Here is an 11,534-nt window from a genome sequence, read left to right as displayed (position 1 = left end):
CGCCACCTCCTCACATCTGGTGCAACGCCTCGAAGACCTGCTCCGTGTAGTCCGCCAGCCGCGCCGTGCACCGCTCCAGCCGCTCGGCGGCTTCCGCGGCACGAGGGGCCCCGAACACATCGCGCGCCTTGAGGTCCCGGTGCCACCGGCGCAGCCGCTCCAGGCTCTGCTCCTCCTCCTCGAGCTCGGCCATCGTGAACTTGCGGTGGGCGATCTCCTTGTCGATCTCGGCCTCGAACTTGCCGCAGTCGGCCAGGAACTCCGCCCACTCCTCCTCCCGGTCGGCCGTGAACAGCGCCTCCAGGCGCGCGCCGTCCTCCTCGGCGCGCCCGGCGGCGTCGAGGACGACCACCTCGCCGCCGCCGCGCCCGGCCAGTTCGCGCACGCGCGACACGCCGTCGGCGAACCCCGGCACGTCGGGGACCGCCCACGTGCCCTGGCCCAGCGACAACGCGCCGACCCGCCGCAACTCCCGCCACACGGCCACCCGGTGCCGCGACGGCGAGGCGGGGACACGCACCACCAGCACCAGCCAGCGGACCGGCTTCACATCTGTCACAGACAGCAATGTAGCACCTGTTACACACGGTTTGACGGCGCCGGAGCCGGATCCTACGGTTTCACCAGGACATCGACGTCCCCGCGAGTCGATCGGCCCGTCCACACCCGTTGCAAGCCAGCACGGAGGGCGCGCATGACAATCGACGAGGCACCGGCCCGCCGGTCCGCGATCACCGGGCTGGCCAGGCGGTTGCGCACGGCTCTGGGCCCGGACGCGGTGATCGACGACCACCAGCGGCTGCGCACCTACGAATGCGACGGGCTCGCCCACTACAAGGTCACCCCCGCCCTCGTGGTCCTGCCCGCCGACGCGACCGGGGTCGTGACGACCGTGCGGGCCTGCGCCGAGGCCGGCGTCCCGTTCGTCGCGCGCGGTTCCGGCACCGGGCTGTCCGGCGGCGCCCTCCCGCACGCCGACGGCGTCCTGATCGTCACCTCCCGGTTGCGCCGCATCGTCGAGATCGATCCGGCGAACCAGCGCGCCGTCGTCGAACCCGGGGTGATCAACCTCGACATCACCAGGGCGGCCGGGGCCGACGGCTACTACTACGCACCCGATCCCTCCAGCCAGCAGATCTGTTCCATCGGCGGCAACCTCGCCGAGAACTCCGGCGGCGCGCACTGCCTGAAGTACGGGTTCACCACCAACCACGTGACCGGCGCGGAGTTCGTCGCCCCGGACGGGGAGGTCGTGCGGCTCGGCGGCAAGGCGCCCGACGCGACGGGGTACGACCTGCTCGGCGCGATCGTCGGCTCGGAAGGAACGCTCGGGGTGGTCACCGAGGTGACCGTGCGGCTGGTCCGGCTCCCCGAGGCCGTGCGGACGCTGCTGGCCGGCTTCCCGGGCACCGACGACGCAGGCGCCGCGACCTCGGCCGTCATCGGCGCCGGCGTGGTGCCCGCCGCGATGGAGATGATGGACGCGCTCGCGATCGAGGCCGCCGAGGCCGCGGTGCGCTGCGGGTACCCGGCCGGGGCGGGCGCGGTCCTGATCGTGGAGCTGGACGGGCCCGCGGCGGAGGTGGACGCGCAGTTCGCCGAGGTCGAGCGCCACTGCCGGGCGCACGGTGCGTTCGAGATCCGCATCGCCGCCGACGACGCGGAGCGCGCGAGCTTCTGGCGGGGCCGCAAGTCGGCGTTCGCGGCCGTCGGGCGGATCAGCCCGGACTACATCGTCCAGGACGGCGTCATCCCGCGGACCGTGCTGGCCGAGGTCCTGCACCGCATCGCGGAGCTGTCGCGGGACACCGGGATCCGGGTCGCCAACGTCTTCCACGCCGGCGACGGGAACCTGCACCCGCTGGTGCTGTTCGACGACTCGGTGCCCGGCGAGGCCGAGCGCGCCGAGGAGGTCTCCGGCGCGATCCTGGACCTGTGCATCGAGCACGGCGGCTCGATCACCGGCGAGCACGGCGTCGGCTCGGACAAGGCGAAGTTCATGCCCCGCATGTTCACCGAGGCCGACCTCGACACGATGCAGCTGCTGCGGTGCGCGTTCGACCCGGACGGGCTGGCCAACCCCGGCAAGGTCTTCCCCACCCCCCGGCTGTGCGGCGAGGTGCCGGGACGGCACAAGGGTGCGCACCCGTTGCAGGACGCGGGAATCGCCGAGGTGTTCTGATGCGCGCGGCCGGGGACGTGGTGCTCGGCGAACTGTCGGCGACCGCCGCCGCGTGGCCCGCCGGGGAGGCCGACCACGTCGACGGGGTGCCCGCCCGCCTGGTCGCCGCACCGTCCACCACGGACGAGGCCGCAGCCGTGATGCGGATCGCCGCGCAGCACGGGCTCGCGGTCGTGCCGCGCGGCACCGGCACGAAGCTGACCTGGGGCCGCCCGCCCGACCGCGCCGACCTCGTCCTCGACACCCGGCGGATGGACCGGATCGTCGAGCACCGCGCGGGCGACCTCGTCGTGCACGTCCAGGCCGGGGCGCGGCTCGACGCGGTGCAGGAACACCTCGCGCCGGCCGGGCAGCGGCTGGGCATCTCGCCGGTGCTGCCACCGGGCGCCGGGCCGGGCACCGCGGGCGGGGTGATCGCGACCGCCGCCACCGGCCCGCTGCGGCTGTCCCACGGCGCGGTCCGCGACCTGCTCATCGGCATCACCCTCGTGCGCGCCGACGGGACGGTCGCCAAGGCCGGCGGGAAGGTCGTCAAGAACGTGGCCGGGTACGACCTCGGCAAGCTGCTCACCGGCTCGTGGGGAACGCTCGGGCTGGTCACCGAGGCCGTGTTCCGCCTGCACCCGCTGCCGCGGGCGGCGCGGTGGGTCGTCGTCGGCGTCGCGTCCGCGGCCGACGCGCACGACAAGGTCCAGCGCGTGGTGCACTCCCAGGTCGTCGCGAGCGCGCTGGAACTCGACCGCCCCGCCAGCCACCCCGCCGCGCTGGCGGTCCTCGTCGAAGGCATCCCCGAGGGCGTCGACGGCCGCGTGCGCACCCTGCTCGACCTGCTCGGTGGTGACGCCACGGCCGCCGACCAGCCCCCGGCGTGGTGGTGCCACGCACCGTGGACGGCCGGCGAGGTGGCCCTGCGGCTCACCCACGAGATCGCCGGGCTGCCCCGGCTGCTCGACGCCGTCGACGACACCGCGCGGCGGTGCGGCCTGCGCGCGGCGGTGCGCGGCTCGGCCGGGGTCGGCGTCCTGCACGCCGGGATCCCCGCGGACCCCGGCGCGGTTCCCGCGTTCGTCGCGCGGTTGCGCGAGCTGTCGCCGTCGTGGAGCGGGGACGTCGTCGTGCTGGACGCGCCACCGCGGGTCAAGACCGCGCTGGACGTGTGGGGACCGGTCCGCGGGCTCACCCTGATGCGGCGCGTCAAGGACCAGTTCGACCCGGCTCGGCTGATGGCCCCCGGACGGTTCGCAGGAGGGATCTGAGATGACCGGGCCCGCGTTCGACGACCACCACCCGCCCTCGGCCGATCTCCTGGACGACTGCGTGCACTGCGGGTTCTGCCTGCCCACCTGCCCGACCTACCAGCTGTGGGGCGAGGAGATGGACTCGCCGCGCGGCCGGATCTACCTGATGGGCCTGGGCGTCGAGGGCGAGCCGATGACACCGGAGATGGTGCAGCACTTCGACGCCTGCCTCGGCTGCATGGCGTGCGTGACCGCCTGCCCCTCCGGCGTCCGGTACGACAAGCTGATCGAAGCGACCCGCGCCCAGGTCGAGCGCCGTCACCCGCGCTCGCGCCGCGACCGCCTGCTGCGACGCGCGATCTTCAGCGTCTTCCCCTACCCGCGGCGGCTGCACGCCCTGCGCGAGCCGTTGCGCGCCTACCAGGCCAGCGGCCTCGGCGGCCCGGTCCGCCGCGTGCTTGGCCGCGCCTTCCCCCGACTGGCCGCGCTGGAATCGCTCGCGCCTCCACTGGGACGGTTCCAGCGCGTCCCGGAACGGATCCGCGCGCGCGGCACGCGCCGCGGCACCGTGGGCATGTTGCTCGGGTGCGTGCAGCGCGAGTTCTTCCCCGGCGTCAACGCGGCCACCGCGCGCGTGCTCGCCGCCGAGGGATTCGACGTCGTCGCGCCCGCCGTCCAGGGCTGCTGCGGTGCGCTCAGCGTCCACAACGGCCGCGAGGACGAGGCACAGTCCTTCGCACGCAAGCTGATCGACGTCTTCGACGGGTCCGGCGCCGACTGGATCGCGGTCAACGCCGCCGGGTGCGGATCGGCCATGAAGGAGTACGGCGACCTCCTCGCCGACGACCCCAACCACGCGCAGCGAGCGCGCGAGTTCAGCGCCCGCGTGCGGGACGTGTCCGAACTGCTCGCCGAGCAGGGGACGGTGGCACGGCGGCACCCCCTCCCGGTCACCATCGCCTACCACGACGCCTGCCACCTCGCCCACGCCCAGGGCATCCGGTCGCAGCCGCGCCGCCTGCTGCGCGACATCCCCGGCCTGACGCTGCGCGAGATCCCCGAACCCGAGATCTGCTGCGGTTCCGCGGGGATCTACAACATCCTCAACCCGGAAGCCGGGGGCGACCTCGGCGAGCGCAAGGCGCGCAACGTGCTGGCCACCGGTGCGCCGATGCTGGTCACCGCCAACCCCGGGTGCCTGATGCAGGTGGCCGCCGCGCTCGACGCTCTCGGCGAGCCCGTGCGGCTCGCCCACACGATCGAGGTGCTGGACGCCTCGATCCGGGGACTCCCGGCCGACGGGGTCGGGTGGGCGCGTTCGCGCCGGCACGCTCCACATCCGTGAGGTGATCGATGTACCGCCAGGTTCTCGACCCGGTCGCCGGGTCGCTCGCGTGGTCGTCGCTCGTCGCGGCGATCCCGCTGCTCACCCTGTTCGTGCTGCTCGGAATCCTGCGCATGACCGCGTGGCTGGCCGCGCTGATCTCACTGGCGGTCGCCCTGGTGGTCGCCATCGTGGTCTACCCGATGCCCGCCGGGCCCGCGTTCCTCGCCGCGTCCGAGGGTGCGGCGTTCGGGTTCTTCCCGATCCTGTGGATCGTGATCAACGCGATCTGGATCTACAACATGACGGTGGCGACCGGGCACTTCGACGTGCTGCGCCGCTCGTTCGCGCGCGTCAGCGACGACCAGCGGCTCCAGGGCGTCATCATCGCGTTCTCCTTCGGTGCTCTGCTGGAGGCGCTGGCCGGGTTCGGCACGCCGGTGGCGATCACCAGCGTCATGCTCATCGCGCTGGGATTCCGGCCGATCAAGGCCGCCGCCGTCGCCCTGGTCGCCAACACCGCGCCGGTGGCCTTCGGGGCACTGGCCGTGCCGATCACCACGCTGGCGACCGTGACCGGCCTGCCCTTGCACGACCTGTCCTCGATGGTCGGGCGCCAGACCCCGGTGCTCGGCGTGTTCGTGCCGCTCGCGCTGGTGTTCATCATCGACGGCAGGCGTGGCCTGCGGCAGACCTGGCCGGCCGCGCTCGTGTGCGGCGTGGTGTTCGCGCTCGCCCAGTTCGCCACCTCGAACTACGTCGGCGCGCCGCTCACCGACATCGTCGCCGCCCTGCTCTCCGCCGGCGCGATGGTGCTGTTCCTGCGGGTGTGGCACCCCGCCGAGTCCTATGTGGAGGGCACCGGGGTGCGCACGACCACCGCCGGCGCGGCCGGCGCGGCCGGCACCGAGCGGGCCGGCGGATCCACCACCACCATGGAGCGCCCAGCGCGGCCGCCGGCCGGCGGAGCGGGAAACGGCGGTGAGCGGGACAGCGGGGCCGAAGTCTTCCGCGCCTACGCGCCGTACCTGATCATCATCGCGGTGTTCGCGCTCGCGCAGATCCCGGCGATCAAGGACGCCCTGACGAGCGTGACGAAGACGTTCAACTGGCCGGGCCTGCACATCCAGTCCAGCAGCGGGAAGCCCTCGACGCTGTCGCAGTTCAAGTTCGACTGGCTGGACGCCGCGGGCACTCTGCTGATCATCGCGGGGTTGCTCACCATCCCGGTGATCGGCATCCGGCCGGCCCGCGCCCTGCGCGCCTACCTGGCCACCTACCGCCAGCTGGCGACGGCGATCGTCACCGTGATGGCCGTGCTCGCCCTGGCCTACGTCATGAACGCCAGCGGCCAGACCGCTACGCTGGGCACCTGGATGGCCGGTGCCGGCGGGGTCTTCGCGCTGATCTCGCCGATCCTCGGCTGGCTGGGCGTCGCCGTGACCGGCTCGGACACCTCGTCGAACTCGCTGTTCGGGGCGCTGCAGGTGGTCGCGGCCAACAAGGCCGGCCTGTCGGCGACGCTGCTGGCCGCGGCGAACTCCTCCGGTGGCGTGCTCGGCAAGATGATCAGCCCGCAGAACCTCGCGATCGCGGCCGCGGCGGTCGGGATGACCGGTCGCGAGGGCGACCTGTTCCGGCGGGTGCTGGTCTGGAGCCTCGTGTTCGTCGCGGTCATGTGCCTTCTGGTGTACCTCCAGTCCACGGCGGTGCTCGGGTGGATGGTGCCCTGAGCGACGACCGCGAGACGACGGACGCGCGTCAGGACGCGCCGCCGGGATCGCTCACCGCGACGGTGAGTGCCGTCGCGTAGAGGCTCCACGCCAGGTACGGGGCGAGCAAACCCGCCGCAGCGTGGTCCCGGCGTGCCGCGGCCGCGATCTCCGCCGCGACCGCGGCGTCGAGCGCCGCGATGACCGCCAGGGAGAGTTTCTTCTTCCGCAGCGTGAAAAACGCCGGCGGCCACGAGGCGTTCAACGTGAGCTGGCCGGCGTGCAGGCCCAGCACCGTCGCGCCCGCGCGCCGAGTCCACAGCCGCCACCCGGCGACACCGATCGCGGCGTACAGCGTGGTCCAGACCGGTCCGGACGCTCCCGCCGGTGGCGCCCAGCCGGTCACCGCGATCCCGATCCGGTGGCATCACGCGCGATGATCAGGACGGCCGCACCGAGAGGTCGTGGTTGAACACGTCCAGCGGGTCCCAGGTTCGCTTCACCGCCTGCAGCCGCGCGTAGTTGTCCTTGTAGTAGAGCGTGTACCAGGGCACCCCGGAGGTGTTGCGGTCCGGATCGGCGAGGTCGACGTCGGGGTAGTTGATGTAGGCACCGTCGCTCACGTCGCCGCTCACCGGGGCCCCGCCGGTGGCCGCGAAGAGGTCCTCGTAGAGCTCGCGCACCCATCCGATGTGGACGGAGTCCTCCGCCGGATCGCTCCAGGACACCGAGTACTGCGCCTTGATGATCGAGTCCCGCTGCGGGATCGCGGTCGCCGTGGGGGCCACGGCGTTGATCGCGCCGCCGTAGCTGGCCAGCAGGATCGACGCCGACGTGCCGGCGTAGTCGGTCCTGGTCAGGTGGGAGTGGATCGCCGCGAGCTGACCGGTGTCGAAACCCCGGCGCAGGTACGACGACTTGTTCTTGACCCGCTTGCCCACCCCGGCGCCGAAGTCCGCGAACCCCAGCCGGTTCTTGGCGAGCAGCCACGGCAGCGCACCGGTGCTGGAAACAGGTGTGACCCCGACGCCGTCGGTGATCGCCGCGACGAAGGCGGCCAGCAGCCTCTGGGCGTCGGAGCGGGTGCCGTCGAGCTGGACGGTCAGCGCGGGGTTGCCGGTCTTGACGTGGTTGAGCCACAGGGTCGCGAACAACGACGCGTACGGTGAGCCGGGCGCGCTGTTGGCTTCGTGCCAGCGGTTGAAGTTGCCGACGAGCCGGGTGAAAGACGTCTCGGTCAGCGCGCTCCACGGCCAGCTGAGCTGGCTGAACAGGATCGTGGCCGGCGGCTTGGGCAGCAGTGCGGCCGGATCGGTGCCGCTCGCCCCGGGCGAGCGCAGCCAGTACCGGGTGACGACGCCGAAGTTCCCGCCGCCACCGCCGGTGTGGGCCCACCACAGCTCGTGCCGCGGGTCGGCGGAATCGGAGGTGGCCAGGACGGTGCGCGGCGTGCCGTCGGAGCCGACGACCACCACTTCGACCGCCGCGAGATGGTCCACCACGAGTCCGAACAACCGGGACAGGGCGCCGTAACCGCCACCGCTGATGTGCCCACCCACGCCAACCTGCGGGCACACCCCGCCCGGCACGGTCACGCCCCACCCGCGGTAGAGCGTGTCGTACACCTGCCCGAGCGTCGCCCCCGCCTCGACGGCGAAGGCGTTGCGGGCGGCGTCGAAGTACACGCCGTTGTACTCGGCGAGGTCGATCACCGCGTCGACGCCGGGGTTGTTGACGAATCCCTCGAGGCAGTGCCCGCCCGAGCGCACCGCGAGACGCCGGCCCGCGCGCAGAGCCTCCCCGACGGCCTGCTCGATCTGAGTCGCCGAACCGGCCAGCCGGTAGTAGTCGGGGCTGCCGAGGAACCGGTAGTTGTACCCGCCGGTCAGGCTGGCGTACCGCGGATCGGACGGCCGGACGGTGACCGGACCGAAACCGGTCGCAGCGTCGGCCGCGGTGGCCGCGCCGCCCACGCCGGCGACGGCCCCCAGACCGATCGCGGCCGATCCCGCCACGAAACCCCGTCGCGTCACTGTGCCCATCGATCGACTCCCTTTCTCCCTGAACATCCTCGAGACAATGCGCCGACCCCCTGGAGAGCGGCTGGAGTTCCACTGGCGTTACAGCACTGTTTCGGCGCAGCTTGTTCGAAATCAGGTTCGAGTCGGATAGCTGATCACCAGCAGACTGTCACCGTGATCTAGTTCACAGCCCAGTGGGTGAACGGAATCCTCCGGTCCATTCGGTCGGTGACTCCCGAACGCTAGAATCTCAAGGGTTTTCCATTAACAACCCGAGGAGGCGAACGCCACTCGACGATCCGGTGTCCACTCGATCACGGGCTCACCCGACGACGGTTCGATCCAGGGGTAGGTCGTCGACGGGACCGCGGGAAGAATCCACGACGCGCAGAGAGGTTTCCTTGTACGAAACGATGTGGAGAAAAAGATCGCGGCTGACACTCGGTACGGTTCTCGGAAATGGGGGGTCTGAGAAATGATGAGTTACGAGGTACTCGGCCCGCTGGCGGTCAACGACCACGGCGAGGCGTTCACACCCACGGCGCCCAAGCAGCGGCAGCTGCTGGCTTTCCTGCTGCTCAACGCGAACACGGTGGTGTCGATCGAATCGTGCATCGCCGAGCTGTGGGAGGACAACCCGCCCTCCAGCGCGGCGTCGACGCTGCAGACCTACGTCCTGCAGCTGCGCCGTTTGCTCGCATCCCTGCCGTCGGTCGGGTCAGCACCGTGCGCCAAGGACGTCCTGCGGACGCGATCGCGCGGTTACCTGTTGCGGGTGGCGCCCGGCCAGCTCGACGTCGACGAGTTCAACTCCTTCGCCGCCCAGGGCCGCGCGGCGCTCGCCCGGCGCGACGACGGCTGCGCCGCCCTGTTCTTCCGCCGGGCGCTGTCGGTCTGGCACGGTGAACCACTCGCCGATGTCGCGCTCGGGCCCCGGCTGCGGGCCTGGGTCGCGGGCCTGGAGGAGCGGCGGCTGGGCGCGCTCGAGCAACGCATCGAGGCGGACCTGCGGCTCGGCACGCACCACGAGGTGCTCGCGGAGCTGACCGCGCTCGTCGCGGCGCATCCCACCCACGAGAACTTCCACGCGCAGCTGGTGCTGGCGCTCTACCGGTGCGGCCGCCAGGCGCAGGCCCTGCAGGTCATCGCGCGGCTGCGGTCCGTCCTCAACACGGAGCTGGGCCTGGAACCCTCGGCCCGCATGCAGCAGCTGCACCAGGCCGTGCTGACGTGCGACGCCCGGCTCGACGCGTCGGTGGAATGGCCCGAATCGGTGCTGTCGCTGGATCTGCTCGCCGAACGACGGGGCGAACTGGCCGATCTGGCGCCCGGCTTCGCCCGGTGCCTCGAAGGATCGTCGGCCTGACCACGGTGTGCCGCCCCGGGCCTCCGGGGCGGCACACCGCTCACAACGGGATGTTGCCGTGGACGCCGCGCGCCGGGCCGCGCTCGTGCAGCGCCCGCGCGACCGCGCCGCGGGTCCGGTCCGGTTCCACGACCTCGTCGACCACACCCAGCTCGACCGCGGCGCGCACCCCGCCGGTCTCCCGCTCGTGCTCAGCCACCAGCCGTTCCTCGAGTGCCGCCCGGTCCTGTGCCGCCGCCAGCTCACGCCGTCGCAGCAACCGGACCGCGGCGGTCGCACCCATGACGGCCACCTCCGCGCCCGGCCACGCGATCACGTGGTCCGCACCGAGCCCGCGGCAGTTCATGGCGATGTAGGCGCCGCCATAGGCCTTGCGCAGGATCACGCTCACCCGCGGAACGGTCGCCTCGGCGAACGCGTGCAGCAGCTTCGCCCCGCGCCGCACCACGCCACCCCACTCCTCCTTGACGCCGGGCAGGTAGCCGGGCACATCCACGAGCACGACCAGCGGGATGCCGAACGCGTCGCACATGCGCACGAACCGGGCCGCCTTCTCCGCCGACTGCGAATCCAGGCACCCGCCTTTGCGGATCGGGTTGCTGGCCACCACGCCGACGGTCGCGCCGCCCAGCCTGCCCAGCGCGGTGACGATGTTGCGCGCCCAGCCGGCGTGCAGCTCCTCCGGCGGCCCGTCGAGCAGGGCCTCGACCACCGGGTGCACGTCGTAGGCCCGCCTGGCCCGTTCCGGCAGCAGGTGGGCGAAGAGCCGGTCGGGTACCCGGGCGGGGTCGATCCGCCCTGGCGCGGCCAGCAGTTCCACGATCGCCGCGGCCCGCGCCAGCGCGTCGGGTTCGGATCGCGCGACGACGTGGGTGACGCCGCTGGTCCGCCCGTGCTGCCCCGGCCCGCCGAGGCTGTCCGCGTCGATCTCCTCGCCGGTGACCTCCCGGATGATCCCGGGCCCGGTGATGAACACGCGCGCCTCCGGCGCCATGATCACCACGTCGGTGAGCGCGGGCCCGTAGGCGGCCCCGCCCGCGGCGGCGCCGAGCACGACGGAGACCTGCGGGATCCGGCCCGAGGCCCGCGTCATCGCCGCGAACACGCGCGACACCGCGTGCAGGCTGCCGATGCCGTCCTGCAGCCGGGCGCCACCGGAGTGCCACAGCCCGACCACGGGCAGCCCGGCCTCCAGCGCGTGCTCGTAGGCGGCGACGATGATGTCGCAGTTGCCCGCCGACATCGCCCCGGCGCTGACCCGCGGGTCGAGCGCGAAGACCGCGCACACCACGCCGCGGAGCTGGGCGATGGCCCACACCCCGCCGTCCCGGTCGCCCCGGGGCACGACGGTGCCCGGGTCGGCGAGGGCCCCGATCCGCGCCAGCGGGGCGCGGGCGTCCTGTTCCGTTCCCGCGACGGCCGTCATCGCCGCGGCCTCACGCGCGCGCCGCCGCGTTGACGCGGTCGAGCAGCTCACGCGGCGTTTCGATCTGGTCGACGTCGTCGTCGCTGAGGCTCACGCCGTACTCGCGGGCGATGCGGGCGGCGGTCTCCAGCAGCGCGAGTGAGTCGTAACCCAGCTCGGTGAAGGGGGTGTCGAGGATCTCGGCGTCGAGGTCGACGCCGTCGTCCTCGCCCGCGGCGGAGCGCAGGATGTCCTTCAGGGCGGCGATGGTCAATGTGCTCATGGT

Annotated in this window: 10 protein-coding genes; 5 read left to right on the top strand and 5 right to left on the bottom strand. The window is 72.6% G+C overall.

Translation table 11 applies throughout. The features are described 5' to 3' along the window. Window positions 1-10: 10 nt before the first annotated feature. Window positions 11-559 carry a Chromate resistance protein ChrB gene (locus ACCP09_RS14680; protein WP_027929282.1) on the bottom strand — a complete coding sequence of 183 codons (549 nt, stop codon included), beginning with the start codon at window positions 557-559 and terminating at the stop codon, window positions 11-13. 135 nt (window positions 560-694) lie between these two features. Between ACCP09_RS14680 and ACCP09_RS14675 the strand changes: the two genes are divergently transcribed. Genes ACCP09_RS14675 through ACCP09_RS14660 form a run of 4 tightly spaced genes read left to right on the top strand, consistent with a single transcriptional unit; the run spans window position 695 to window position 6,477 of the window. Further along, complete coding sequence (locus tag ACCP09_RS14675) at window positions 695-2,182, top strand: FAD-linked oxidase C-terminal domain-containing protein (protein WP_231960875.1); 1,488 nt, start codon at window positions 695-697, stop codon at window positions 2,180-2,182. Then, window positions 2,182-3,438 carry an FAD-binding oxidoreductase gene (locus ACCP09_RS14670; RefSeq protein WP_433746898.1) on the top strand — a complete coding sequence of 419 codons (1,257 nt, stop codon included), beginning with the start codon at window positions 2,182-2,184 and terminating at the stop codon, window positions 3,436-3,438. The genes ACCP09_RS14675 and ACCP09_RS14670 overlap by 1 nt, the downstream gene beginning before the upstream one ends. 1 nt (window position 3,439) lies before the next feature. Beyond that, window positions 3,440-4,765 (top strand): (Fe-S)-binding protein, encoded by a 1,326-nt coding sequence (locus tag ACCP09_RS14665; RefSeq protein WP_433746895.1) that lies wholly within the window; start codon window positions 3,440-3,442, stop codon window positions 4,763-4,765. Window positions 4,766-4,773: 8 nt separating this feature from the next. Next, complete coding sequence (locus ACCP09_RS14660; protein WP_433746892.1) at window positions 4,774-6,477, top strand: L-lactate permease; 1,704 nt, start codon at window positions 4,774-4,776, stop codon at window positions 6,475-6,477. A 28-nt stretch (window positions 6,478-6,505) separates the two neighbouring features. Here the strand turns inward: ACCP09_RS14660 and ACCP09_RS14655 are convergent, their stop codons facing one another. Together ACCP09_RS14655 and ACCP09_RS14650 are read right to left on the bottom strand one after the other, a co-directional pair. After that, a complete protein-coding gene (locus tag ACCP09_RS14655; protein WP_433746890.1) occupies window positions 6,506-6,862 on the bottom strand; it encodes a TspO/MBR family protein in 357 nt (118 codons plus the stop codon). 34 nt (window positions 6,863-6,896) lie between these two features. Next, the gene (locus tag ACCP09_RS14650) at window positions 6,897-8,498 is read right to left on the bottom strand and encodes an FAD-binding oxidoreductase (protein ID WP_433746887.1); all 1,602 of its coding nucleotides are present in this window, start codon (window positions 8,496-8,498) and stop codon (window positions 6,897-6,899) included. 454 nt (window positions 8,499-8,952) lie between these two features. Here ACCP09_RS14650 and ACCP09_RS14645 point away from each other — a divergent pair, with 454 nt between their 5' ends. Next, window positions 8,953-9,843 (top strand): AfsR/SARP family transcriptional regulator, encoded by an 891-nt coding sequence (locus ACCP09_RS14645; protein WP_063630380.1) that lies wholly within the window; start codon window positions 8,953-8,955, stop codon window positions 9,841-9,843. 40 nt (window positions 9,844-9,883) lie between these two features. On the opposite strand, the gene ACCP09_RS14640 is transcribed toward ACCP09_RS14645, so the two are convergent. Together ACCP09_RS14640 and ACCP09_RS14635 are read right to left on the bottom strand one after the other, a co-directional pair. Beyond that, a complete protein-coding gene (locus tag ACCP09_RS14640; protein WP_433746883.1) occupies window positions 9,884-11,269 on the bottom strand; it encodes an acyl-CoA carboxylase subunit beta in 1,386 nt (461 codons plus the stop codon). Window positions 11,270-11,279: 10 nt separating this feature from the next. Next, entirely contained in the window at window positions 11,280-11,531 is a 252-nt protein-coding gene (locus tag ACCP09_RS14635; RefSeq protein WP_027929275.1) for an acyl carrier protein, read from the bottom strand. Window positions 11,532-11,534: the final 3 nt, after the last annotated feature.

Origin of the sequence: Amycolatopsis sp. 3B14 (assembly GCF_050958625.1) — a bacterium.
Taxonomy (GTDB): domain Bacteria; phylum Actinomycetota; class Actinomycetes; order Mycobacteriales; family Pseudonocardiaceae; genus Amycolatopsis_E; species Amycolatopsis_E thermoflava.
Note: the sequence above shows the minus strand (reverse complement) of the source record. Positions and strands in the feature narration are given on the sequence as shown.

Coding starts and splice junctions, on each gene's coding strand:
- ACCP09_RS14675 (WP_231960875.1), top strand. CDS start 695: ATGACAATCGACGAGGCACCGGCCCGCCGGTCCGCGATCACCGGGCTG.
- ACCP09_RS14670 (WP_433746898.1), top strand. CDS start 2,182: ATGCGCGCGGCCGGGGACGTGGTGCTCGGCGAACTGTCGGCGACCGCC.
- ACCP09_RS14665 (WP_433746895.1), top strand. CDS start 3,440: ATGACCGGGCCCGCGTTCGACGACCACCACCCGCCCTCGGCCGATCTC.
- ACCP09_RS14660 (WP_433746892.1), top strand. CDS start 4,774: ATGTACCGCCAGGTTCTCGACCCGGTCGCCGGGTCGCTCGCGTGGTCG.
- ACCP09_RS14650 (WP_433746887.1), bottom strand. CDS start 8,498: ATGGGCACAGTGACGCGACGGGGTTTCGTGGCGGGATCGGCCGCGATC.
- ACCP09_RS14645 (WP_063630380.1), top strand. CDS start 8,953: ATGATGAGTTACGAGGTACTCGGCCCGCTGGCGGTCAACGACCACGGC.
- ACCP09_RS14640 (WP_433746883.1), bottom strand. CDS start 11,269: ATGACGGCCGTCGCGGGAACGGAACAGGACGCCCGCGCCCCGCTGGCG.
- ACCP09_RS14635 (WP_027929275.1), bottom strand. CDS start 11,531: ATGAGCACATTGACCATCGCCGCCCTGAAGGACATCCTGCGCTCCGCC.